The organism is Candidatus Accumulibacter contiguus (genome assembly GCF_012940005.1).
GTDB lineage: Bacteria > Pseudomonadota > Gammaproteobacteria > Burkholderiales > Rhodocyclaceae > Accumulibacter > Accumulibacter contiguus.
In genome coordinates, this window is record NZ_SPMX01000055.1 from 25,349 (window position 1) to 49,588 (window position 24,240).

The 24,240-nt window shown below is 58.2% G+C and carries 21 protein-coding genes; 9 read left to right on the forward strand and 12 right to left on the reverse strand.

The annotated features are described in order from the left end of the window. The first annotated feature begins 5 nt into the window (after nt 1-5). The 7 genes from folP (at nt 6) to E4Q08_RS17060 (ending at nt 8,438) form a co-directional block, all read left to right on the forward strand. Nucleotides 6-830, forward strand: a complete 825-nt coding sequence (folP, locus tag E4Q08_RS17030; RefSeq protein ID WP_034918907.1) for a dihydropteroate synthase — start codon at nt 6-8, stop codon at nt 828-830. A gap of 102 nt (nt 831-932) precedes the next feature. Further along, nucleotides 933-2,300, forward strand: coding sequence for a phosphoglucosamine mutase (glmM, locus tag E4Q08_RS17035; protein ID WP_034918910.1), 1,368 nt, complete (start codon nt 933-935; stop codon nt 2,298-2,300). A gap of 159 nt (nt 2,301-2,459) precedes the next feature. Then, the gene (gene rpsU, locus E4Q08_RS17040; RefSeq protein WP_034910746.1) at nt 2,460-2,672 is read left to right on the forward strand and encodes a 30S ribosomal protein S21; all 213 of its coding nucleotides are present in this window, start codon (nt 2,460-2,462) and stop codon (nt 2,670-2,672) included. An 89-nt stretch (nt 2,673-2,761) separates the two neighbouring features. Continuing rightward, nucleotides 2,762-4,507, forward strand: a complete 1,746-nt coding sequence (dnaG, locus tag E4Q08_RS17045) for a DNA primase (protein ID WP_169071244.1) — start codon at nt 2,762-2,764, stop codon at nt 4,505-4,507. Nucleotides 4,508-4,559: 52 nt separating this feature from the next. Then, complete coding sequence (gene rpoD / locus E4Q08_RS17050; RefSeq protein ID WP_211203471.1) at nt 4,560-6,506, forward strand: RNA polymerase sigma factor RpoD; 1,947 nt, start codon at nt 4,560-4,562, stop codon at nt 6,504-6,506. A gap of 44 nt (nt 6,507-6,550) precedes the next feature. Beyond that, nucleotides 6,551-7,126: a sugar transferase gene (locus E4Q08_RS17055; RefSeq protein WP_034912875.1), complete on the forward strand. Its 576-nt coding sequence runs from the start codon at nt 6,551-6,553 to the stop codon at nt 7,124-7,126. An 82-nt stretch (nt 7,127-7,208) separates the two neighbouring features. Further along, nucleotides 7,209-8,438 (forward strand): esterase/lipase family protein, encoded by a 1,230-nt coding sequence (locus E4Q08_RS17060; RefSeq protein ID WP_169071246.1) that lies wholly within the window; start codon nt 7,209-7,211, stop codon nt 8,436-8,438. Between the two features lie 147 nt (nt 8,439-8,585). Here E4Q08_RS17060 and E4Q08_RS17065 read toward each other — a convergent pair whose 3' ends face one another. The 4 genes from E4Q08_RS17065 to E4Q08_RS17080 all read right to left on the reverse strand — a co-directional run bounded on the left by E4Q08_RS17065 (nt 8,586) and on the right by E4Q08_RS17080 (nt 12,294). Further along, nucleotides 8,586-9,230, reverse strand: coding sequence for an NAD-dependent epimerase/dehydratase family protein (locus E4Q08_RS17065; protein ID WP_034912879.1), 645 nt, complete (start codon nt 9,228-9,230; stop codon nt 8,586-8,588). 145 nt (nt 9,231-9,375) lie between these two features. After that, on the reverse strand, nt 9,376-10,140 hold the full coding sequence (locus E4Q08_RS17070) for a ParA family protein (protein WP_034912882.1): 765 nt from the start codon (nt 10,138-10,140) through the stop codon (nt 9,376-9,378). Between the two features lie 136 nt (nt 10,141-10,276). After that, a complete protein-coding gene (locus E4Q08_RS17075) occupies nt 10,277-10,987 on the reverse strand; it encodes an alpha/beta hydrolase (protein WP_169071247.1) in 711 nt (236 codons plus the stop codon). 212 nt (nt 10,988-11,199) lie between these two features. After that, nucleotides 11,200-12,294: an isocitrate/isopropylmalate dehydrogenase family protein gene (locus E4Q08_RS17080; protein ID WP_034912885.1), complete on the reverse strand. Its 1,095-nt coding sequence runs from the start codon at nt 12,292-12,294 to the stop codon at nt 11,200-11,202. A gap of 1,555 nt (nt 12,295-13,849) precedes the next feature. Between E4Q08_RS17080 and E4Q08_RS24965 the strand changes: the two genes are divergently transcribed. Beyond that, entirely contained in the window at nt 13,850-14,521 is a 672-nt protein-coding gene (locus E4Q08_RS24965; protein WP_248594976.1) for an IS66 family transposase, read from the forward strand. Nucleotides 14,522-14,706: 185 nt separating this feature from the next. Here E4Q08_RS24965 and E4Q08_RS17090 read toward each other — a convergent pair whose 3' ends face one another. The 8 genes from E4Q08_RS17090 to E4Q08_RS17125 form a co-directional block, all read right to left on the reverse strand. Next, complete coding sequence (locus tag E4Q08_RS17090) at nt 14,707-15,456, reverse strand: UTRA domain-containing protein (protein ID WP_169071248.1); 750 nt, start codon at nt 15,454-15,456, stop codon at nt 14,707-14,709. 785 nt (nt 15,457-16,241) lie between these two features. Further along, a complete protein-coding gene (locus E4Q08_RS25830; RefSeq protein WP_169071249.1) occupies nt 16,242-17,888 on the reverse strand; it encodes a B12-binding domain-containing radical SAM protein in 1,647 nt (548 codons plus the stop codon). A 392-nt stretch (nt 17,889-18,280) separates the two neighbouring features. Continuing rightward, complete coding sequence (locus tag E4Q08_RS17100; protein WP_169071250.1) at nt 18,281-19,087, reverse strand: LysR family transcriptional regulator; 807 nt, start codon at nt 19,085-19,087, stop codon at nt 18,281-18,283. Between the two features lie 47 nt (nt 19,088-19,134). Continuing rightward, on the reverse strand, nt 19,135-19,848 hold the full coding sequence (locus E4Q08_RS17105; protein WP_169071251.1) for a hypothetical protein: 714 nt from the start codon (nt 19,846-19,848) through the stop codon (nt 19,135-19,137). A gap of 264 nt (nt 19,849-20,112) precedes the next feature. Continuing rightward, nucleotides 20,113-22,014: an ROK family protein gene (locus E4Q08_RS17110; protein WP_169071252.1), complete on the reverse strand. Its 1,902-nt coding sequence runs from the start codon at nt 22,012-22,014 to the stop codon at nt 20,113-20,115. A 39-nt stretch (nt 22,015-22,053) separates the two neighbouring features. Beyond that, nucleotides 22,054-23,130 carry a hypothetical protein gene (locus E4Q08_RS17115; RefSeq protein ID WP_169071253.1) on the reverse strand — a complete coding sequence of 359 codons (1,077 nt, stop codon included), beginning with the start codon at nt 23,128-23,130 and terminating at the stop codon, nt 22,054-22,056. A gap of 168 nt (nt 23,131-23,298) precedes the next feature. Then, nucleotides 23,299-23,571, reverse strand: a complete 273-nt coding sequence (locus tag E4Q08_RS17120; RefSeq protein WP_169071254.1) for a hypothetical protein — start codon at nt 23,569-23,571, stop codon at nt 23,299-23,301. Nucleotides 23,572-23,651: 80 nt separating this feature from the next. Further along, a complete protein-coding gene (locus E4Q08_RS17125; RefSeq protein ID WP_169071255.1) occupies nt 23,652-23,849 on the reverse strand; it encodes a hypothetical protein in 198 nt (65 codons plus the stop codon). Nucleotides 23,850-23,974: 125 nt separating this feature from the next. Here E4Q08_RS17125 and E4Q08_RS17130 point away from each other — a divergent pair. Further along, the coding region (locus E4Q08_RS17130) for a DUF6431 domain-containing protein (protein ID WP_248594977.1) at nt 23,975-24,240 on the forward strand (266 nt) is incomplete at its 3' end.

Genomic DNA, 24,240 nt, shown 5'->3' on the forward strand with positions numbered 1-24,240 from the left:
TTTTTATGCTGCTTCGCTGCGGGGATTTTCAACTCACACTCGCCCGTCCTCTGGTGATGGGCATCGTCAATCTGACCCCGGATTCATTCTCCGGTGACGGTTTGGCGGGCGACGCCGCAAGGGCAATCGTGCGCGCTCACCGACAGATCGAAGAAGGTGCAGATCTGCTCGATATCGGAGCCGAATCGTCGCGCCCAGGTGCCATTCCGACAACCGTTGAAGAGGAACTCAGCCGCCTGCTGCCTGTGCTGGATGCGCTGGACGGATGCGGTGTGCCGATTTCGGTCGATACCTACAAGCCTGAAGTGATGCGTGCAGCGTTACTGCACGGCGCTTCGATGATCAATGACATCTACGCGCTGCGCCGGCCCGGTGCACTTGCTGCGGTGGTCGACAGCAACTGTGCAATCTGCCTGATGCACATGCGCGGCGAGCCATTGACGATGCAGGAGAGTCCCGTCTACACCGATGTCGTCGCCGAGGTCCTGAACTTTCTCCATAGCCGTGTGACGCAGGTCAGAACAGCCGGGATAGCGAGTGATCGTCTGGTGCTTGATCCGGGTTTTGGCTTCGGCAAGACGCTGCAGCACAACCTCGAACTTCTGCGTCGCTTCGCCGAGTTACCGCTTGCCGGACTGCCCGTATTGGCGGGCATATCACGCAAATCGATGCTCGGTGCCATTACCGCGCGGGCGGTCGGAGACCGCTTGGCTGCCAGCGTCGCCGCCGCCTTGCTGGCCGTGCAACGCGGTGCACGCCTGTTGCGTGTTCACGACGTCGCGCAGACACGCGACGCTCTGGCCATCTGGCAAGCCGTGGAAGATCAATAAGCCTGTTTGTGTCTTTCTTGACAGTCGCTTCACCGGCGTTTGCGTAGAATGGAACCCATTCGACAGACGTCGACTCATCTGCGCTCCGAGGGAGAGAAAATCGTGACAAGAAAGTATTTTGGGACGGACGGCGTACGCGGGCGTGTTGGGGAAGTCCCGATCACGCCGGATTTCGTCATGCGCCTGGGGCATGCGACAGGAAGGGTGCTCGCTGCCCGCGACACGGCGCGCAGCCATGTCAAGGCGGGAGAGCGGCCAGCGGTCCTGATCGGAAAGGACACACGTATTTCCGGCTACATGCTGGAAGCCGCGCTGGAAGCCGGGTTTTCTGCCGCCGGTGTCGATGTCTGCCTGGTCGGGCCAATGCCCACGCCAGCCATTGCTTACCTCACCCGCGCCCTGCGCTTGCAGGCGGGAATCGTCATTTCTGCTTCGCACAATCCCTACTATGATAACGGAATCAAGTTCTTTTCGGCAGGGGGCACCAAGTTGCCCGATGAGATGGAGTCCGAGATTGAAGCAGCGCTCGACGAGCCGCTGACTTGTGTGCCTTCGGCCGGTCTTGGCCGTGCACGGCGAATCGATGATGCGGATGGTCGTTATATCGAGTTCTGCAAGAGCACTTTTCCGTTTGAAATGGATCTGCGGGGGCTGAAAATCGTTGTCGACTGCGCAAACGGTGCGGCTTACCACATCGCACCGCATGTCTTCCACGAACTGGGCGCCGAGGTGAGCAGTATCGGCACCGAACCGAACGGCCTCAACATCAACCAGGAGGTCGGTGCCACGGCTCCCGGAGCCCTACGTGACGCTGTCGTGGCACAAGGTGCCGACCTCGGGATTGCGCTGGATGGAGACGCTGACCGGGTCATGATGGTTGACGCTGTCGGCAATATCTACGATGGTGATCAACTCCTGTTTGCGGTAGTGCGGAGCCGGCTGCGCCAGGGCAGTGTGGCAGGTGTCGTGGGCACCTTGATGAGCAATCTCGCCCTTGAGCATGCGCTGGCTGAATTCAATGTACCTTTTGTCCGCGCCAATGTCGGCGACCGATACGTGATGGACATGCTGAGGCAAAAGGGTTGGCTTTATGGTGGGGAAAATTCGGGGCACATTCTCTGCCTCGACCGACACACTACTGGCGATGGCATCGTTTCCGCCCTGCAGGTGCTTTCTGGGCTGCGTGACGCGGGGGGCGATCTGCAACAACTCCTCGGGAACCTGAAGCTCTATCCACAAAAGCTGATCAATGTTGCGCTGAGCAAGGGCTTTCCCTGGAAAGACCACCCCCTGATCGGAGCCGCGCAGCACGAGGTGGAGAGCGAACTCGATGGTTGTGGGCGGGTGCTCCTGCGTGCTTCGGGGACTGAACCGCTGCTGCGCGTGATGGTCGAGGGTCAGGACTTGGCGACAGTCTGTCGAGCGGCCGAGAAGTTGGCAAGCGCTGTGCGTGAAGCCGTTTCTTCTTGATCCGGGCGGGCAGCGGTGCGCGCATGGCTTTGACCGATCACATGCAGCATGTGCATTGATACCGAAATCCTTCAAAAATTTCCCTGGAGTTCCGCGGCAAGTCTGTTTATAATATGCGGCTAAACTATATTTTGATGTTTTTGAACCTGGGAAGAGTCGATGCCTGCTATTCGCGTCAAGGAAAATGAGCCGTTCGAAGTTGCGATCCGCCGTTTCAAACGAACCGTCGAGAAGACCGGTCTGCTGACCGAGTTGAGAGCTCGCGAGTTCTACGAAAAGCCCACTGCCGAGCGCAAGCGCAAGCTGGCCGCAGCGGTCAAACGTCATCACAAGCGGATGCGCAGCCAGACCTTGCCGCCCAAGATGTACTGACACCGGATTGGCGTTGCCTGGATAGCCGCCCGTCTGTAGACGGGCGGCTTTTGTCGCTTCTGAAACTGTAGCTGTTCAAGGGAGCCCCATTGATCCCGGACACTTTCATTCAGGAGTTGCTGTATCGCGTCGACTTGGTCGACCTGATCGACGGCTACGTTCCGCTGAAGAAAACGGGCGCCAACTTTGCCGCGTGTTGCCCGTTCCACAGCGAGAAGTCGCCTTCTTTCACGGTCAGCCCGAGCAAGCAGTTTTACCACTGCTTCGGCTGCAGCGCGCACGGCAATGCAATCAGCTTTCTTATGGAGTACGCCGGCCTGGGCTTCGTTGACGCCATCAAGGAACTCGCTGTTCACGCCGGCATGCCGTTTCCCGAGGATCAGGGACATGCTCCAGCACACGCTCCGAAATCACAAGCGCTTGCCGAAAGCATGGCGCGGGCCGCCAGATATTACTACGAGCAACTCAAGTGTTCCGAAAAGGCAATCCGCTACCTCAAGGAACGGGGGGTCAGCGGAGAAATTGCCCGCAGGTTTGGCCTCGGTTATGCGCCAGAGGGATGGCAGAACCTCGCTGCCGCTTTCGATGATTACAGCAGTCCTGATCTGCAACTATCGGGCCTGGTGATCAGCAATGAGCGAGGGCGTCTCTACGACCGTTTTCGCGAGCGAGTGATGTTTCCGATCATCAACCAGAAGGGCGAGGTGATCGCTTTCGGCGGCCGTGTACTTGGGCAGGGCGAGCCGAAATATCTGAACTCTCCCGAAACGCCTCTGTTCGAAAAAGGCCGCGAGGTATTTGGGCTGCCGCAGGCACGCGCGGCCATACGCGAGCGCGATACGGTGATTGTCGTCGAAGGTTATCTGGATGTCGTGGCTCTCGCGCAGTACGGAAACGGCAATGCGGTTGCCACGCTCGGTACAGCCACCACGAGCATGCAGGTACAGAAACTGCTGCGCCAGGCGGAGCGGATCGTTTTCTGCTTTGATGGCGATGCCGCCGGACGTAAGGCCGCGTGGCGTGCCCTGGAGAACAGTCTTGAGGCGTTGACTGAACAGAAAAGCATTGCCTTTGTCTTTCTCCCGGACGGCGAGGACCCCGATAGTTTTGTTCGCAGACACGGCGGCGAGGCTTTTCGGCAGATGATCGCGCAGGCGACACCGCTCTCCGATTTTCTGCTGAGTGAACTGTCGGCACACTGCGATCTGAGCAGTGCCGAAGGCAATGCGAGGCTGGTCGCCGACGCTAAACCGCTGCTGGGCCGCCTGCAGTCTTCCCTGCTTCGACTGCAACTGGTCAAGCGCCTGGCACAGGTCAGTGGTTTTTCGCAAGCCGAGGTGGAAGGGCTGTGCGAACTGCGACCACTGACGCAGCCAGAGCCGGCGCGCGCGCCACGACAAGCACCTTCGCTGCTACGGCCATTGCTGCGCCTGTTGCTCCAGAAACCGCAACTGGCCTCAGGCTTGCCACTCGACCTGCTTCCCGGCAACTCGACTGAAGCCGGAGCGGTGCGTCTGATATGTGAAACGATTGCTGCTGCCGGCACCCAGTCACTGGCCTACCCAAGCCTGATCGAAAAGCTCAGAGGCAGCGAATGTGAGGGCATCCTGCGTGCAGCCGCGGCTGAACTAATGCAAGAGCCTTTTGCCGAAGACGAGATTGATGCCGAATTTACTGGCGCGGTCCAGCAGCTACTCGAAGGCGCACACAAACGAGTCTTCATGCAGTTGCAGGAGAAGGCTCAGAGGCTTGGGGTGAGCGGACTCTCGAGCGAAGAAAAGCGGCAATATCTAGCGGCGCTCACTGCGCGTGGGCGGCACGGCACCGGAGTATAAGGGATGATACAATCAAGAGTTTTTCCAGTCTAACGCTATTCGGGAAATGGTCATGATAAGGGAAAAGGTAGTAACTACGAAGGCGGCGAAAGCCAAGGCAGCGGCAGACCTTCTGGCGCAAGTCGGGAGCCAACCGGTACCGGTTGACGACGAAACGCGCAAGATGCGTCTCAAGACGCTGATCAAGCTCGGCAAGGAACGAGGCTTTCTTACTTACGCCGAAATCAATGACCATCTGCCTGATGATGTCGTCGATGCCGAGCAGATCGAAAGCATCATCAGCACCTTCAACGACATGGGCATCCAGGTCTATGATGAAGCGCCGGATGCCGAAACGCTGCTGATGTCGGATGCCACCCCGGCGGCCGGTGCAGACGATGCCGATGTGGAAGAGCAGGCGGAACAGGCGCTGTCAACGGTGGACTCCGAGTTCGGCAGGACGACCGACCCGGTACGCATGTACATGCGCGAAATGGGTTCGGTCGAGTTGCTGACCCGTGAAGGCGAAATCGAGATTGCCAAGCGCATCGAAGATGGCCTCAAGCACATGATCCAGGCGATCTCCGCCTGCCCGACAACGATTGCCGAGATCCTCAGTTGCGCCGACAAGATCGCACGCGATGAGATGCGCATCGATGAATTGATCGATGGGCTGATCGACCCCGAAATTGACAACTCACTCGAAGAGTTGGCCGAGGAGGTGGCTGAGGACGATGAGGAAGACGAGGAAGAAGGCGGCGAGGCGGTCGAGGGCGCTGCTGCTGCCGCCTCGTTGCTCAAACTCAAGACGGAAGGGCTTGCACGCCTTGAACTGATCAGATTGCACTACGCACAAGCACATGGCGTTTTGCCCAGGAAAGGTTCCCAGGACAAAACCTACCTCAGGCTCCAGCAGCAGATCTCGGAAGAGATGATGGGCATTCGCTTTACTTCGAAAACGATTGAGCGTCTGTGCGACTCGGTCCGCGCGATGGTCGATGAGGCGCGTGCCTGCGAGCGCAAGATCCAGCGGATCTGTGTCGACACGGTGCGCATGCCGCGGGCGCATTTCATCAAGGTCTTCCCCGGCAACGAACTCAACATCGACTGGGTGGATGCCGAGATCGCTACGGCCGGCAAGACCTATGGCGCGATCCTCTCGCGCAACGCGCCGAACATCAAGGAAGAGCAGAGGAAATTGCTTGCTCTGCAGGACCGTATCGGCATTCCGTTGCGCGAATTGAAGGACATCAACAAGCAGATGTCTACCGGTGAAGCCAAGGCACGCCGCGCCAAACGGGAAATGACCGAAGCCAATCTGCGACTGGTGATCTCGATTGCCAAGAAGTACACCAATCGCGGCCTGCAATTTCTCGATCTCATCCAGGAAGGCAATATCGGTCTGATGAAGGCCGTTGACAAATTCGAATACCGGCGCGGCTACAAGTTTTCGACCTATGCCACCTGGTGGATCCGCCAGGCGATCACTCGCTCGATCGCCGATCAGGCACGCACCATCCGCATCCCAGTGCACATGATCGAGACGATCAACAAAATGAATCGCATTTCCCGGCAAATTTTGCAGGAAACCGGTCTGGAAGCCGATCCGGCAACACTGGCCAAGAAGATGGAGATGCCGGAAGAGAAAATTCGCAAAATCCTGAAGATCAGCAAGGAGCCGATCTCGATGGAAACGCCGATCGGCGACGACGATGACTCGCATCTTGGCGACTTCATCGAGGATCATGCGACGCTCGCACCGACCGAGGCTGCCCTCTACTCGAGCCTGCGCTTCATCACCAAGGACGTGCTGGACACCCTGACTCCGCGCGAAGCGAAGGTATTGCGCATGCGCTTCGGAATCGAAATGAACACCGACCACACCCTTGAGGAAGTCGGAAAACAGTTCGACGTGACCCGTGAGCGAATTCGACAGATCGAAGCCAAGGCGCTCCGGAAGCTTCGCCACCCATCACGCTCAGACAAGTTGCGCAGCTTTCTGGACAACGGCAACAGCTAGCACCTGCAGCTGCGCCGTTTCCCGCAGGGTGCAGATACATGCACATGCCGCTTTTTCCAGTCAAGCGCCTTCTTGACTTGTCACTCGCCTGCCTGGCGGCGGTTTTGCTACTGCTCCCTGCGGGTCTGCTCGCTCTGTTGGTCAAGCTGACGTCGCCCGGACCCGTGCTGTATTGGTCTGATCGCGTCGGACGTCACAACCGGATTTTCAGAATGCCGAAATTCCGCAGCATGCGGGTTGGAACCCCGGTCGTGGCGACCCATCTACTAAGGGATGCGCAGGCTTGCCTGACGCCCGTGGGCTCGTTCCTGCGCAGATCCAGCCTCGATGAACTGCCCCAGTTATGGAGCATTCTGGTCGGCGACATGAGCTTTGTCGGGCCGCGTCCGGCCCTGTATAACCAGCATGACTTGATTGCCCTGCGCAGCGAACTCGGGGTTCATGAGTTGCTACCGGGACTGACCGGTTGGGCACAGGTCAACGGCCGCGATGAACTGCCGATTTCCCAAAAGGTCAAGCTCGATAGCGAGTACCTGCAACGCCAATCCTTGTGGCTGGATATTCGGATACTGTGGCTGACTTTTGCCAAGGTTCTGCGCAGAGAGGGGGTAACTCATTGACGGTCGCTGTTCGGGCACAAGCAGTACGGACGCACTGACCACGGATTCATCTTTCCCAATCACCACCCGCGAAGGATAACCCATGCCGCATGGCAGAAAAGACTTCGGATCAACGCCGCAGAGGACTGGTTACAGTCAGGTCGCCAAAGTTGCGGTTCAGGAAACCACTCTGTGTGTCAAGGAAATGCATGGCGCCATTGCCGACAAATCTTTCAATGTCTTTCGGCGAATTCCGCTGCTTTGCTGGCCGGCTCAGCTCGTGCAAGCCGTTCATGACAGCATTTCAGCAGGCGTCTACGCAACAATTCACCACGGTAGCGGCGGTATTCTCGAGGCTGCGGCAATACTCGAAAGGCAGCACTCTTCCCCTGGCAAGCCACCGGGGCGCTTCGCAAGCGGCCTGCACAGCGCACTCAATGGCGCTTTCGGAGACCATCTTGCTGCCAGTAACAACTTGCTGGCGATTAACATGGCGATTCGGGTACACGGCAACAGCGTGCCGCTGAATACCGATGCGCTGCGCAGCGCTTTTCCCGAAGCGGACAGGCGCCTGTGCGTTTTCGTCCACGGACTGGGTTGTGACGAACATTGTTGGGAATGTACCGATCGTGGCGAACCTGCAGCCGCGTGCGAAAGCCATTTTGGACACCAGCTGCAAGCGGAATTCGCCTGCACACCGCTCTACCTGCGCTACAACACCGGCCTGCCGATTGCCGAAAATTGTGCGCAACTGGCAGTTTTTCTCGAGGATTTGCTGACTGCCTGGCCGCAGCCAGCCAGTGAACTGCTGATCATCGGTCACAGCATGGGCGGACTGATCGCGCGTGGCGCCTGCGATCAGGCGGTGGCGGCGGGAATGCAATGGCCGCAGTCGACACGGATGCTGATCTGCCTCGGATCTCCGCATCTCGGTTCACCACTTGAGCGACTCGGTCAGTTGGCAACCACCGCCTTGAAACTCAGCGCAGTCACCCGTCCCCTCGGGAATATTGCCGCGACGCGCAGCCAAGGCATCAAGGATCTGCGCCGAGGTCCCGGTGCTCCGCAGACGCTACCCGAGCCACACACGATTGCTTTCCGCTTTCTTGGCGCCAGTCTCGCCAAAAATGTCGAGCATCCGCTCAGCGAATTCCTTGGCGATGGGCTGGTGCCTCTGAGTAGCGCGATCACACACGAAATTGAAGGCGACGTCGAAAGCGCCAGGATCGGCAAACTCGGTCACCTGGGATTGCTGAACGACACGCGCGTCTATCGGCAGATCAGGGAATGGCTCGGTGTGCTGTACGAAGCCGAAACGCCGGTAGAACGCTGATGCCGCAATGAGTGCCGCAGTCTCGGGTTGCAGGCAGGACAGGAGGCGGGATCCTGCTTTCCCTTTGCCGGCGTCAAGTTGCATACACCTGAGCTGACCGTACATCGCCGGCATATTGCACGCTGGCCCCGTCGCCGCCCGGTTCGTCTACCCGGCTGCCAGCAGAATTTCTGGTACTCCCCAGATGCGCACACCTGTGGGCGGGTTTTCCACTGCCCGTACCAGCGCTCTCACCATCTGCTCGATGTCGATCAGACCGAAGCGCCTTGCCGCCTCGCGTGTTGGCGGCAGGTGCTCGAACAGGCGGTAGGCTGGGAGAAGCAGCAACGGCCAATGATGGCCGGGTCCCAGCACATACCACGGGCGAAGAAAGCTGGCTGCGATGCCACTGGCGCGGATCAATCTTTCGCCCTCGGCACGCGCGGCAATGTAGGCCTGCATCACCGGTGCCGGTTGGGCAACGCTGAGGTAGAGCAGGTGATTGATTCCGGCCTCCATCGCTGCGGTCAGCGCCGCGCCTGCGGAGGCGAGATCGACGCTCCGGAAATCCGCAGCCTTTCTCGGCCCTGGGTGGGCAACCCCAACCAGATGGACCAGGACGTCGGCCCCCTCGATCTGTTGCACGTAGCTTGCGGCATTGAGCGCATCGCCGACGACGATGCGGCAGCCGGGTGCTAGCCGGTTTGCCGACTCCTGCCGCGTCAACGCCGTAACCCGATGGCCGCGTGCGAGCAATTCCGGAATCAGGTGGCTGCCAATGTAGCCTGTGCCGCCGGTCACGAATACGTGCATCTTGCCCTTCCCGGATGAATTGTTGAGTGGGTCGATGCATCTGCATACGAGCAGAATGCTTTTCTGGATGCACAACTGCAAGCAGATGCGGCCGGGAATGCGTCGGAGCAGCGTCAACGGTCATGGCGTCACGGCTTTCACGTACCTACCGAAGGAGCCGGTCGTAGAGAGCCGTGAACTCGCAGGTCAGCTTGTGCCGAGGGTCGAGGTGGATCATCGGTAGCGCCTGATGGTGTGACTCACGAATCTTGATCGACGCCGACAGGAAGGCATCCAGGATCGGCAGTCCTTCGGCGCGCAGTTCATCGACCAGACGCAAGGGCAGCTTGGCACGTGCCTGGTACTGGTTGACCACAATGCCTTCCAGCCGCAGGCCACGGTTATGGTCGGTCTGGATTTCGCGCACGCTGTCCAACAGCGAGTACAGGGCGCGACGCGAGAAATCATCGCAATCGAACGGGATCAGGCAGGTGTCGGCGGCGATCAGCGCCGAGCGGGAGAAGAAGTTCAGGGCCGGCGGGGTATCGATGAAAATTTCGTCATACCCCTGCAGCTTCTCCAGCGCCTCCCGCAGCTTGTACATCTTGTAGCGTGACTCGAGCTTGAACTGCACTTCCTCCAGCTTGGCGTCAGAAGGCAGCACGGCAAGATCGGGAAACTGTGTGGGGACAACGTAGGCATCGAGTGTCTCGGGAAACAGCTTGTAGCCAAGAATGTCCTCGAAGAAATTGGCGAGGGTCTTGGTCTGTTCGTCGAGTGCCTTGCCGAGCAGATAGCGGGAAGCATTGGCTTGTGGATCTAGATCGACCACCAGCGTTCGCTTGCCCTGCGCAGCGGCAATGGCCGCCAGGTTGCAGGCGATCGTCGACTTGCCAACGCCTCCCTTCTGATTGAAAACGACTCGGCGCATGACATTTCCCCATGAATGGTAAGGATTTCATGAAGTGTAGCCAAATCCGCGGGGCGAGTCGAGGAGCACGCATGCCCGAGAAGGCATCATCAACTCGATCTAGGTTGTTGCGCTACGCCCAGTAAGGACAGGATGCTCAGCAGACGTCTGCCAGTACTTTGCTCAGCCAGGCCTCGATGTCATGCAGTTCTTCGAGGCACACCGTATGCTCGGCAGCGTAGCCGTGCCACTGTACCGGATAGTCCGCTGCCTTCAGCAACTTGGCTGAACGCTTTCCCAGGTCGTAGGGAATGACCGGATCGGCACGCCCATGCGCCATGAAGATCGGCACATCGCGGTTGGCCGGCTGCGCTTCTGCAGCCAGGGTATCGGCCAGCGGCAGATAGCACGACAGCGCCAGGATCCCCGCCAGGCGCCGTGGATGGCGCAGGCCGGTGTGCAAGGCAATCACTCCGCCCTGTGAGAAACCGGCAAGCACGATTCGCGCATCCGCTATCCCGCGTGCATTTTCCCGATCGAGCAGGTCCTCGATCTGTCGTGCCGATGTACGCACACCCTCTGCCTCTTCTCGTCCCGGCGCAAAATCGAGCGTGACGATATCATACCAGGCGCGCATCACGTAGCCACCATTGATGGTCACTGCGCGCATGGGCGCATGCGGAAAGATAAAACGGAGCGCTGGCAAGCGGTCAAAGTCGAACTCATCGACAATCGGCTCGAAGTCATGCCCGTCGGCCCCGAGGCCGTGCAGCCAGATGATCGCGCACCTTGGGGATTCCCCGGTTTGCCGCTCGACGGTGGGCAGCAACTGGCGATCAGCGGTGGCAGGGGTCGGCTTGGCAGTCATTGAAGGGATCCTTGTTCTTGTCGGTAGTCGCCATTGTAGCAGTCGCACCGCATGCATCGATTAATGTGAAAATCGCATCCGCGACTCACGAATCCTGCCTTGAGCCTGGTCGAAGGGCTCCCTCTCCACTTGCGGGTGAGGGGGCGGGGGAGTGGGAAACGGTCATGCCTTTCATGATCGGGGGTGCCTGCAATAGCCATGACCGTTAGTGGTCAGACCTTGCGGATCTGGGTCATGATTGCTTTGGTAATTGCTGCCGTTCCGTCCTGTCCTCCGAATTCGATCGGGCAGATCATGGTCAGTGCTTTTTCAACCGCACGCTCCAGGATGCGTGCGCCATGCGCCAGTCGGGGTTCGCCATGCTGGTCGGCCAGCCAGTCCAGCATCAGCGCCACCGAAAGGATCTGGGCTATCGGGTTGGCAATCCCCTGACCGGCCATGTACGGGGCACTGCCGTGCGCAGGCTGAAAAACGGCGTGCTTGTCCCCGATGTCGGCCGATGGTGCCAGACCGAGGCTGCCAACGACGCCAGCCGCGAGGTCGGAAAGGATGCCGCCGAAAGCGTTCTCGGTTACCAGGACATCGAATTCCCAAGGCGCCTTGACCAGGTTCATGGCCGTTGCATCCACATACGCATACTCGGCCTTGACCTCAGGATGATTGGCTGCCACCTCGGCGAAGATCTTGCGGAAAAAGGCCATCGAAGAGAGCACATTGGCCTTGTCGACACAGGTGACCTTGCCCGAACGCCGCCGGCTCTTGGAGCGTCGTGCGGCGATACGGAAGGCAAACTCGGAGATCCGGCGGCTGCCGTTGCGCGAGATCTTCATCGTCTCCCAGGCGATCCGGTCTTCCTCCAGCGTCCCTCGCCCGCGCGAGTAGAGGAGCCCTTCGGTCTGCTCGCGCACGAGAACGAGATCGATCAGCGCTGCTCGCTTGTCGGTAAGCACTCGCGGCAAGCCGGGATAGCTGCGGATCGGGCGCAGACCGGCGTACAAATCCATTTCAACCCGCAGATCAAACTGAGTGGAGATTTCCGTTCCATCGGGATAACGAACATCCGGCAGGCCAATGGCGCCGAATAGCACGGCATCGGCTTTCTTGCACACGGCCATGCTCTCGTCGGAGAAAGCGTTGCCGGTTTTCTGGTAAAGAGTGGCGCCACCTTCGAGGTGACGAAAATCGAAACCGATGCCACCCAGGCGCTCTTGCAGGATGTCGAGAACCTGCAGGCTGGCAGCCACGATTTCAGGGCCAATACCGTCGCCGGGAATGACAGCGATATGAAAGCGAGAATCTCTTTTCATGGTTTCCGTTATCCTGAAAGTGCAATGCTGCTGAGGTGAACGACCCTTGCGGGCCAGTACGATATGGGCAAGTGAATTGTCAGGCAAGTGCTTTCACAATTCCCGTGCATGGCGCTGCTCGCCCATGCCAGACAGCGGTGCTGCAGCAAGGGTACCAGATCCGTCAGCCGCAGGTCATGCCCGCCGTCCATGCTGGCCACATCCGTGCACACTTAATGAAAACGCGCCGCGCGGTCAAGGGCTTTTTGCCGCATGTCCCGGTTTTCGTGCAGCCGGGCGCAAGCATCAATCCTCACAACTTAGCACTTTGTCATAATAGTTTATAGGCATGGAGAGATGAGGCTTGGGCTGAGGTTTTCGAGGCCGGGACCGATCGGGGACGAATTTTTGAAGGTTCGCGGCGAGTTCCTGCATCAGGGATTGGAGACTGCGCGTGGTGGCCGTTCCGAGAAGCAGCCAGCGACCGATCTGGCGCTTGATCTTGTCGATCGCCTGGGTGCGGTTGATCTTGTAGGACGATCCGGGGTCGAGATGGGTGTCGGTGGCGAAGTAAGCGGCCGGGGTAACCGTTCACACCCCCGCAAAAATTCACGCGCAGCGGCAAGTTCTATGTCATAATTGGCGTAACGTAACGACGACACGACGCGATGCACCTGCGCAAGCACGACCTTCTGCAAATGAACGACGAGTGGCTGAAGAAGCTGCCGGCGGAGCGATTGCTGGAGGTGTCGAAGCGTTTGCTGGACGACGTCAAAGAGTGACATGATCGGCTGAACCAAAACCCGGACAACAGCTCGCGCCCGCCCACGAGCCAGGCCCCTTGGGAGAGAGCCAGCGACGCGGAGGTGGGCCAGGATTCGCCAAGCGAGACCAACCCGGTAGAAGCGGATGAAGGGGAGACGGAAACCGGGGAGGTAAGGGAAGAGACGGCCCAATCGGAAGAGAAGTCCCCCTCAGCGCCGAAGGCGGCAAAGAAGAAGGCCGGCAAGCCGCTCGGCAGTCAGGGCTTTGGCCGTACCCAGAAACTGACGGTCACCGCCACTTGCGAGCACCGACCGGAGAACTGTGCGGCGTGTGGGCTAGCGCTGGCGGCGGACGCCAAGTCAGAGGCTTACACGGGCTGGGACGAAATCGACATTGCCCCGCCGGCAGAAGGCAGGATAGGGCTGCTGTTCAGTGTCACGCGTCATCTCCTGCTCGAAGTGGAGTGTACCTGTGGTCATGTCAGCCGTGCGCAGCCTTGGCGGGCGCCGCCGGACAGCCAGTGGGAGAAGGTCGAGCTGGGCGAGTGGCGCTTGGTGGGCCCCCAGTTGGCCGGAGTCCTCGTCTTCCTCGGGCTGCGCATGCGCCTGTCGCGGGCGCGTATTCGCGAGGGGCTGATGGAATTATTCGGCCTGATGCTGAGCACCGGCGTGATCGACGAGACGATCCGGGAAGCGGGGCGCGCCAGTTTCCCGCTGGAGGATAGGTTGGTAGCGGACCTCGTGCCGGCGCCGCAACTGAATGGGATGAAACCTCATGGAAGGAATCCGGCCTGCTGCTGTGGCTGTGGGCTTTGGTCACGACCCACACGGTGCGGTTCCTCATTGGCCCGCGCACCGCGGAAATTCTGGAGAACGCCTTGCAAGACGGCTATCACGGCATGCTCATCAGCGATGGCTACGTGGTCTACCGCGCCTGGAAAAACCGCCTGCGCTGTTGGCCGCATCTGATGCGCAAATTGCGAGGCCTGGCCGAATCGACCGATAGACGGGTGGCCGGGGTCGGCAAGGAAATGGAAGGCCTCATGCAAACGCTGATGGACGCCATCTACGCGGCGAGGATCGATCCGCCGCCGGAAGGGCTGCCTGTGCGCTACGCGGTCGACATCGCGCGGCTCCGGCACCTATGCGAGGCGCATTGGATGGATGCCCACCCGGCGCTACGCAGCGTCGTGCGCGAATTTCTCTACGACTGGGAGGTGATCCTGCGCCCGGTCGCCGAGCCCCCTCTGCCGCTTTCCAACAACGCTGCCGAACAGGCGCTGCGCCACTGGGTGATTGCACGCCACATCAGCCACGGTACCCGCTCCGAAGCGGGGTCTCGCGCCTTCGCGCTCCTGGCCAGCGTCATCGAAACCTGCCGCCGTCGTGGGGCATCCTCCTGGCGCTACCTCGGCACCGTCATCGCAGCCGCGCGCAAGGGCTTGCCGCTCCCGCCGCTCCCAGCCATCCCGGCAGCAGCATAAGCGGTCGTGAAGAAGTCTTCCGACATTTCAACAGCTAATCCATGAGGAAATGCCGTCTCGGAATGTCGGAGAACTTATCCAAGACCGCTTAGGGGGAGTGAACGATTACGCATAGGGGGAGTGAACGGTTACAAACGCTCTGCAGTTTTGGGGTAACTGCAGTCCGACGCATCTAAGCGGCTTAATCATCGACCCGAGTTTTTCTTAAGCATCCGAGGTGGAGGTCTGTCTTGAATTCGGTATTGCCAATGCAAGTACGTGCCTTGCAGAAACTCCAAAGTAAAGGGAGTCCTGGTCGCGGGATCGAGCGCGAAAAGTTGTTGCTCGGCGACGAGAACCGGCGTATACGATGGTTCGTTTTGGAGAGCGAGATCGTGCAATTCGAGGCGATTGGGGAAGCGCGCTGTGAGGATTGTGTCTCGCGAAGTCAAGGTATACCCATATGACTCATAGACAGTGATTAGCGACTCCTTCGCGAAGTCATGGTCGGCCAAGAAGGTCGGACTGAATCGTTTTGGGTCTAAGTAAACGCGGTGGAGGGCTCGAGGCTTCCCCCCCAGATAGCGTATCCGTGGGATTACTATGAAAGGCTCTGGCTCCATTAAGCCCAGAGCGGTATAAGCTCGCGTTTCCATTTGCGTTAAGGGATTATCCGCAAATGGCAAACGCATTACCATTTCTCTCGCGATGACCTCCGTTCTTACCTCTTCTCCGAGAAGATGGGCTGATCGTGTGAAGCTGAACTCTTCAGCCTCATGGTGGATGAGCGCGGACAACACCATGGCAGAGCCGTCCCCTTGAAGCTTGATCCAGCCGCTCTGCGCTGCGGCCTCTAGCCCTTCAGTGATGGCCTCCTTGCTGCATCCCCACATCTTGCCAAGTTCTGCCGTGCTCGGAAGGGAGGCACCTTCGCCCAGGCCTTTCTCGCTGATCAAGTGCTGAATTCGTGCCTGTATTGAATGCTGATCGTTTGTCATAAACATCCCAGTCCCTGGTGTTTGGATAGTTTTGTGGCCGGATTTCTTGGCCAACTCCTTGATGGAATACCTCTTCCCCGCGGCTTGCAGCCTTCACCCTCGAGCAGCGCTATGGCTGCTGTATTTGGAGCTACTGTCATGCTTTGTGACCGGTTGCCTAGCACCAGCGAGAGTTGTAGTGAGGACAACTCTGGATGGCTTCGGCAGATCGGTGAGCAGCGATAGAACTCGTACCCCGCCTATCACGTTTGTTCCCGGGGTCTTGTTCTTGAATTACTCGACCGGCAGGTGCTGCCGATCGAGCTCTCTACTATATGCCTCGATATGACGTAACAGAATGGCCTCATCCTCACTCCTCTTTCGAAAAACACCTCTAGCGATCATTTGCGACACTTGATTCACAAGGTCACGTACTTCACGTTCCGCCTGGGTGCAGATTTGCCCAAGCTGATCATCCATACCACCGATCACGGCTGCCTCGCCTAGACTCTCCATCATGTCGAGATAGATCTCAGCATTAGCCTGAACGGTTTGTGTCGCGAAGTCGACCGCTTCATCTCCCCCCGTGCCAATGGCTCTTCGAGATGGTCTTTAAGGCGTAGAAGACCGGAGCACTAGACCGAGATATCCTGTGAACGGCCTCGGCTAACTGGGCGACTGGCGGGTCAGCAAACCGGTAGCGGGATGACATAAAGTTCGGATCTTGTTCCCCGGTCAGGAGGCCCTGGCTGTCTAGCGTCTGCTTAATAGCAGTCCCCTCGTTGACCACTAGTGGCCGAAACGGCCATGTGTTGTAGCGCACGAGACCGTTCGCTCTGAAAAAAGGCGATGTTCTCAAGAAGTTCCTCAATTGTTAAGTTTGGATCGAACATTATAAAGCCGACATCAATGTCTAAATCCAACTCTTGAAGCACCTTTAAAGCACACAACGTATCATCGATAGTCTCTTTTCGGTTGTATCTGAGTTTCTGCGCCCAACTGCCGCTTTCGAGCCCAATATAGACACGGGTCAACCCGGCATTCCGAAGAAGCTGGAGCGCATATCGAATTCTCCTGTTTTCTTCGGCGATCTTCTGCGTTCTTGGCTCCCTGGAAATGATCAGAGGCGTCGTAAAAATTCGGAACGAGACCTGAGTGTCCCATTTCTGGGCTATCGACGCCATCCCAAGGGCAAAATCATGAATCCGGTTCAGAGCGGTCACGCTTCGGCCGCCGAAAAACTCGTCATCGCAGAACTCGATTTCCCGAATTCCTCGAGAAACGAACATCTCGACGTTCTGAAATACTCGCTCAAGGGAGAAATGCCGCCACTTTGTGGAGGGCGACGGAGTGGTCACGTCGCCAATGGCGTCAATCTTGGTTGAGGCGTTGAAGCTGCGCCAGCGGGTGCAATAGGTACAGCTAAACACACAGCCGCGGCTTGTCTGGATCATGTTTGTGATGCCCGGCTTGACCGTGTCGGCTGACGGAGGATGCGGAAGCGCGGTTAGGTCCAAGTTGACCAGTGGTGTGCGATGGATTGCGCGCGTCTCATTGCACCGGTAAACGATGTTGTTGATGTACTGGAGCTGGGTCCGCCCGCGGATGAACTCGACGAGGCCGCGCATGACCAATTCCCCCTCATGTAGGCAGACGATCGCCGTAGGTATGCGCAAGTCATTTAGAAAGCGCTCAGGGAAATAGGTTGGCAGCTGATTGCCAAGAACAAGAATCGATCCCTGTGCTCTGGGATCTTGGCTATACAGGTCAAGGTAACGGTCTACGAGCTGTAGCGTCCCGAGCTCGACCGACAATCCGACGATAGCAGGGAAAGCAGCGCGCTCACGATTGAATGCTCTATCGACTAAGTCGAGACGATCTAGCCGACGCACGGTGATGGCGACTTCGTCGCCATACTCCCCAAGCAAATCACCGGTCAGCGTTTCGACGCTGAGGTTATTCCACAAGGCGTAGTGCCATGGAGAGCCGAACGTCACGAACTCGATGCTTGTCGGCGTGATGGGAAACTCCTTGGCTAGGATATCAGCTAGTGCGTCCCGCACGAGCCCATCGTCCGGCCCAATTGTGCGTCGAAAGCCGTTCGCGCGACGCTCTGCGATGAAGTAACTGGCATTGGCGCGAACTTGACGGCCCATGCCAGGCAAGAGGTCGAGCTTGTCCAGAAAGTCCTCATCGGACGCAAGCTCGGCTGCTTGGAGAGGCGTAACTCCGTGGCCTGGGCTCTGCTGGTTTACCACTATCAGGCGATCGAGCACCCAGCGACGCGTGCCGGCGGGCACGGGGTCGCGACGATTTTGACTCGTCAGCGAGTGGTAACATGCGGCAAAGAGCAGTAACTGACGCAGATCATCGGAATCTACACCTAACTCGTTAAAGAGCTGCTCTCTCACGTAGATCGCATCCCCATCGCAAGCGACCAGGAAGTCAACGCCTTTACAGCGAAAGGAGTAGCGCCGAAAAGGTTGGCTGTGGCTTGCGAACGCGTTGCTCCCGTGCGAACCAGTTGAATCAGCCGCGCATGGTGGCTGAATGGACCGACCGGAGACAGCCTGAGCAGAGGGGTTACCGACAATGACGAGACGTGATGGTGAGTTGCTGTGATTGATCTGGGGTGCGAACTCCCGCAGTGGACGCACTGACAAGGGACACACTTTGATCAAATCCTCTATGGATGACCGAAGGTGCTTTAGCCGGTAGTGCGTGGGCGGGGGGAAACCAGGTGCCACGAGCCCTGTCATCGACCCGGTGGGGCTTTCTTCGCTAGTGGACGACCGTGTCGTGTTCATGCTTTCACAACCTCCTTCCACAAGTCCGGTTCTAGTACGCCACCTAGTCTGCGCTCGTCCACCTTTCGATGAAGCGCGACCAACTCATCGACAACGTCTCGCGCGGGACGATTGACCGACAGGTATTCCCAGTCGAATTTGCTGAGATAGATGTCGGGCAGCACTAAGCGGTAGGGCAGCCCGCGCCGAACCATCTCGAGCGCGGACAGGTAGGAGGTTGCGAGCGGTCCGTGAGGCGTCATAACCTCTGGTTCGACCAGCGCAACGCGGTGGTTAAGTTTTTCCCCATAACCGCCGGATTCCCAGGTCAGCGTCGAGAGCACTCTTGCGCTGGTTCCCCGTGGGGCGGCGATGACGGCCCTCCACGGGGCGAGAGAAACCATAGCAATATCTTCGTCGATCGTGGTTGCCGAGCCTCGGTGCACGATGGCAAGGTCAATGTCGCCGTCGCGCAGGGCGTCTACCGCTGCCGTCGACCGTAGAAGCAATGCGCGAGGTGTGTAATCCAGTCTGGCAAAGACTTGGCGCACGAGCATTGCCGACAGACTGCCCGCAGAAACGCGAGGAAACCGTATGGCAGCGGCAATCTCGTCGTCATTGCGCCGAATTGCTTCAGCCAACCGCTTGACCTCTGCGGGGAAGACCAACCGGTGTCCTTCATTCCAGCTTAGGCCGGTGTCGCCGACAACCTCGTCTATCCGATTTAATAGGCGGTCGATGGAGGCTCGGTCCACCCCAAGAAACATGGCCGCTTCGCTCTTGGAGGCAGGTTTCCTCGCTACCAGTCGGACGAGGGAATCCATGTCTCGCCGCGTGAGGCTCATCCTTTCGCGAGGCATCGCTTCCCTACCTACAAGTGACCGCCAAGCACGGGATGACTCACCGGCTGCGGAAAGCTGCCCAAGTCGAACATAATGAATACCGTGCCGGAAGGACGATGATTAGGGCCGGCGACGACGACAACCGGCGTGGCGCCGGTTTTCGGGCAGTAATACCAGCCGACACTGCCGCCGTTATCCAGAACAATCGCCTGCTCTATGTCCAAAGCCACCAGCCTGCAGGCGATGTCGGTCAGCGAGCCGGTTATTGCCGCGCACAGCACCGACCCGTCGGCACGTCCGCCCAGCACGCCATGCAGGATATTACGGCTTGGCTTCGCGCGATGGCGTTCCGCGATCGCATCGATCCGCATGCAAATGGATTCGTCATCAAGGCCATCCTGCTTACCGACTTCCCAGGCATCAGCGAGTTCATGCCAAGCCTGCGCCGACGGTCCGATCAAGCCTTTCGGGTGCACCTCGTAGGCGTGGGCGGGGTCGGAGCAATTGGCAACAACAAAGGATCGCGACACAGGCCTGCCATCGATAACCAGAGGCAGTCCGGTCAGGATATCGGGTTCCTCCGGAAGGCTGCCCAATGGATGGAACGAGACACCACTCCCGCCAAGCGCCGCAACCGGCCAGCAGGGATCAAGGGGCGGATCGCCGGCCCGACCGAACCAGGATCCTTTGAGGCGCAGCCGGAAACCGAACTCGTTCAACACGTTGCGTGCACCGACAAGCATCGAATGCCCCCGTCCTTCGCTGCGGGCCAGAACATCGGCTGCGCACCGGACATCGGAGCCGTAATCGCGCCAAGGGAGTTCAACGCGTGGTTCTTCGTTCCGGGCCAGGGCAATACGTTCGGCCCGAAAGGATGATCGTACGTACCCGTAGCTTGGACTCGACACAGCCGCCGCTCCAGGGAAGAACGCGCGGGCCGGTGTCCCCGCCGGGAGATCGAGAAGTGCAAATTGGGCGAAACAAGCCACGGATCGGTCTTCGCAGGTTCAGACAAGGAACACGGGGTCGATCTCACGGATCGAGTCGTCGCCGCCGCTCGACGACGAAGGAGAGAAAAAAGTCTCCCATGCCGCGCGTGCGGCTCCCTCCGCCGCATTAGTTTCACCTGCTTCGCATCGCAGAAATTTCAAGCCCTTGATAGCATGAGACCCATCCGGGCTTTCGGTCTCGAAGCCATAGAATGTCTTCAAGTGCTCCTTCGCTTCCTGCCCCAATTTTTCACCGATAACGGTCACAGGCCCACCCGACAAATAGACAGCATCTGCCTTGAGGATGTCGGCACACATAGCAATAAGATCCGCTGTTAGCCACGACGCTCTTTCCAGCAGATTGCTCATGCTGCTCAAATACCCGCTAAGTTGTTGCTCGCGCACTTGCTTAAGCAATTCCCTGCATTTACAGTCATCCTTCATCCATGTCAAATGCGCAGGCAAGTTATCGAAAACCTCCTTCTCCCACTCGTTGGTGTTAAACTGCTTCTCATTGGACTTGGAGAGTTCGTACAGCCAGCTCACTTCCCTGTTGCTCATGGGGGAATTGAAAAGATCCTTTGCGATCCGAGGATTTGTCTTTTCTGAGAATAGCTGATTGGCAACCCCAGCAGGAAAGTTGCCTCCCTTCTGGTAGTCAAGAAACGGCTCAACCAGATTGATGATCATTTTCCCGATTTCGTTCAGAAATGGGGTTATCTTGTCGTGTTCGACGAGCCCAAGTGCCGTTCCGGTTCCGGCCACCACGACCATCAGGCGTTTCCCTGTCCACGACTCGCCTAATAGTCTGGCCCGAGCTGCGTTGACGTGGCCGTCACCGTCGTTAATCAGTCGAACATAATCCCCAAATTGACTTACAAAACCCTCGCGGATTTTCAAACCGTGAATATCATCGGGCGAATTGTCCTTGATGGTCGAGCTAAGCTTCTCAAACTTTGCGAGAATCCCACTCGTCCCCGCGACGTACTCTCGTCCTGGCTCACCCCGCACCGGGCCCGGCCACGTTACTCCCACGCATAGGCCCTTCAGATCTATATCCTTCGCTTCTGGATTCGCTTTTAGCTCCGCTTTTATATGACCGCAAACATACGTACAAAAATCCTCACCGTTCCTATACTTTGTTCCTCGTTCTGTGAGCAGTTTACCGGGAATAAATGGTTCGAAGGCGGAGGGCTTGCCCTCAACCTTGACGTGTTTGTAGAGGCACCATTTGATGCTCGTGCCTCCAATGTCGATACCGAGGAGATAGGGAGATTTATCACCTGCGTTATGTTGAATTCCGGTACGGACAGGTTGGTCAGCTAAATTGAGATAACGCTGGCAGCCAACCTGGAGCAAATAGGCCCGCAAAGTTTCATGATTGTCTTTCTCCTGAACCCACTTGATAGCTTTGATCCATTGGTCCCGGCGAGCGGAATTAATTCTGTTGCCAGACTCTGCTTGCAAAAAGTCGACTTCAAGATCCCCTGGTCCGAGCAACATGCGAAGATTAACCCATGCTGCAGCAGCACAGCGAGCGACTACAAGTTTCGGATTCCACCAGCCTCCATTGTTATAGAGCTCCGCAACCGTGCTCGGCTCTGCGCCTTTATCTGGCCCAGGCAGGCGGTCGACTGTGCTTTGGAGATCGCGGGTTTTTGGAGCGATCAATGGTAGGGGCAGTGCAAAAGCCCTAACAGTGAACTTCTCGTTCGCCGGTGCCGACCACCTCAACGTCATCAGGCAAAATTGTTTGCTATGTTCTCGATGAAGTTCCCGAAGCAGCCGGTCCACATACGGAACCGGCAGGAAATGATGGCCACCAAATTCCCAAGATCGGGCGCTCCATTTTATATACTTTAAGAGCCCTTTTCCGATAAGGGACCAAGGATCAAGATCGCTAGTCGTGTCATTGCTCATTGTGGCGCTCCTCTCGTCTGATTGGGCGATGGCGAACCATTACATGCCAGTGCTGGGTTCGGGGATTCTGACGTCAAGCCAAAGATTGAAGGGCTTTAGCAGATGGACATGATGGAACGAATAATTATTCGAAGTGGTAGTAGCACACCACCGTCGTGAGACGCTATCGACATCCACTGTAAACTCCTTGTCACAAATTGCCATATGCAAGTTTTCCACGTCAGATTTGCGCCAGTGACGGCCTAAGCTGATTGAACAGAAATGCTGCTTTGGCTGAGAAAGAGTTAGGACCTTTTCCACTATTAGCTGCCGTATTTTACAAAGAGCCTCCTCAAGATAATTGCCGTACTCGAATGAAAGGAGGGCGGAATCCTCAGGCTTGGCCTGGGGTTCCTCCTCTGCTCCCACGAATTTCTCGACTTCCTGCAGGTCGTCGTCCAGGTCCGAGTTTGTATTCCCCGAGGAAACCCGACGACGGCCGTCGAGGGCAAGCGCCGCATATGCGCAGGAGCGCCAATAAGATGTTGGAAGCGTCTCGCCCAGCGCCGCTGAAATAACCGTCTTGAGTTTGCCCAGGCAGCGCGCACCGTCATCACAAAACGTCTTGGGAGGTCCATAGGTCGACACCTCACACGAAAGTCGAGAATGGAGCATTCCGCGCAGCGTATTTTGGAAGGCGATCATCGCGCAGACCCGCCTTGCTGACTTATCTCCGAGTTTTCCGCGCAGTGAATTCCAGGCAGCGTCGGCGGAGTAGAAATCATGGTGCCATCGCTGGTGCCAGCTATCGTGGCTGTGCAAGACCGCGAGGTACGTCAAGGCGGCCCAAGATGTCCGCCCCAGATCGGTGTCGGGTTCGAGTTGGTACATCTCCTCGCGACTTTGATCTGATGTGCCGGCCAAGAGAGCACCCAGGCGCTGCGACGAGCCCTCCAAGCGCGCGCGGACCGCTTCCAGCAGAAAGTCCTGCACCCACTGCTTCCCCTTACAGGCCAAGATCCAATCATCGGTGTTGACAGCCTGCTCGTCGGATAGCGCCTCAAAGAACCGCTCCGTGTCGTTACGGACAGTCTCAGTCTTCGGAACGATCAAACCACAGAGATCTCTCGGTTTCATCTCTATTCCCCTCCACGTTGCTACTGAACTAAGTGTACTATCTATGCAGCAAATGTCAAGCTATTCTACGGTTCAAAGGCGTATATATCCGTTTACTTGTACTATCTATACACCAGATGGCCAGTCTGATAAAGGCAGGGTCGGCATCATCTTGGGAGGATCAGGGAGCTAGGCGAGCAACGGCATGCGGTGATACTCGATCTGTCGGTAACGGACCGGGCCGTCCTCGTCGGAATGGTGCAGGACCAGCGGCCGCAACAGGAATTCCCAGTGGGACGAGATGCACGGCGCGCGGAAGCGACTGACGAAGGAGAGGTACTTGCTGCGCTTCTCGTAATCGGAGACAGCCAGAACCTTGCCGTCCGATGTCAGCCATTCGGCACGCCGAAGGCAGTGGCCGCCGCTGCCGTCGTCGTCCCAGTAGGGCGGATAAGCGGCCATCAAAAAGTTCTCCGTGCTTCCGTGCCCGGTTTGCCGAGGCCCGTAGCCTTCTGAAGATCGGAGAACTTATCCGAGGGCGCTTAGGCGCGCCCGAAGCGGTAGAGCGTGTCCTGGACCTGCCGCAGGTCGAGATCGTCGTCGGCGATCTCGACGACGACGATCTCGACATCGATGTCGTAGAAGAAATACAGATAGGTGCACGATGTCGAAGGTCGTCGGCTCGGTGCTGTTACGTCCTCCCCTGGCTGAGGTCTAAGGGCTCGAAATATCCCGCGCACGGTCGGGAAGAAGAAAGAAGCACTGCCTGAAAGAGGTCGGGACGAAGGGGGAAGAGGAAGGGCTGGGACACCTCTGCTATCGTGGGAAGTTATCGAGACCACCCGGATAGAAAGGAGCCCAGCCCATGCGACGAATTGTAATCGGCATCACCAGTCTTGAGCAGCATATCGAGGCAGTCAAGGCCAACCCCGAGCACTACCGGCCGCGGTGCTGCCCCCACTGCGGCATCAAGCTCCTTTGGCGGCACGGGCACTATGAGCGCAAGGCCGGTCGGCAACTGGAGCAGCGGTCGCTCAATCCGGTGCCGATCTGCCGCTACCTTTGCAGCGGATGCCAGCGCACGTGTTCGCGCCTACCGGAGTGCATCGCACCGCGGCGCTGGTATGACTG

Coding starts and splice junctions, on each gene's coding strand:
- E4Q08_RS17100 (WP_169071250.1), bottom strand. CDS start 19,087: ATGGATTCCCTCGTCCGACTGGTAGCGAGGAAACCTGCCTCCAAGAGC.
- E4Q08_RS17105 (WP_169071251.1), bottom strand. CDS start 19,848: ATGCTTGTCGGTGCACGCAACGTGTTGAACGAGTTCGGTTTCCGGCTG.
- E4Q08_RS17055 (WP_034912875.1), top strand. CDS start 6,551: ATGCCGCTTTTTCCAGTCAAGCGCCTTCTTGACTTGTCACTCGCCTGC.
- E4Q08_RS17115 (WP_169071253.1), bottom strand. CDS start 23,130: ATGAAACCGAGAGATCTCTGTGGTTTGATCGTTCCGAAGACTGAGACT.
- folP (WP_034918907.1), top strand. CDS start 6: ATGCTGCTTCGCTGCGGGGATTTTCAACTCACACTCGCCCGTCCTCTG.
- E4Q08_RS17065 (WP_034912879.1), bottom strand. CDS start 9,230: ATGCACGTATTCGTGACCGGCGGCACAGGCTACATTGGCAGCCACCTG.
- E4Q08_RS17120 (WP_169071254.1), bottom strand. CDS start 23,571: ATGGCCGCTTATCCGCCCTACTGGGACGACGACGGCAGCGGCGGCCAC.
- E4Q08_RS17080 (WP_034912885.1), bottom strand. CDS start 12,294: ATGAAAAGAGATTCTCGCTTTCATATCGCTGTCATTCCCGGCGACGGT.
- rpoD (WP_211203471.1), top strand. CDS start 4,560: ATGATAAGGGAAAAGGTAGTAACTACGAAGGCGGCGAAAGCCAAGGCA.
- E4Q08_RS17060 (WP_169071246.1), top strand. CDS start 7,209: ATGCCGCATGGCAGAAAAGACTTCGGATCAACGCCGCAGAGGACTGGT.
- E4Q08_RS17110 (WP_169071252.1), bottom strand. CDS start 22,014: ATGAGCAATGACACGACTAGCGATCTTGATCCTTGGTCCCTTATCGGA.
- E4Q08_RS17075 (WP_169071247.1), bottom strand. CDS start 10,987: ATGACTGCCAAGCCGACCCCTGCCACCGCTGATCGCCAGTTGCTGCCC.
- E4Q08_RS17070 (WP_034912882.1), bottom strand. CDS start 10,140: ATGCGCCGAGTCGTTTTCAATCAGAAGGGAGGCGTTGGCAAGTCGACG.
- rpsU (WP_034910746.1), top strand. CDS start 2,460: ATGCCTGCTATTCGCGTCAAGGAAAATGAGCCGTTCGAAGTTGCGATC.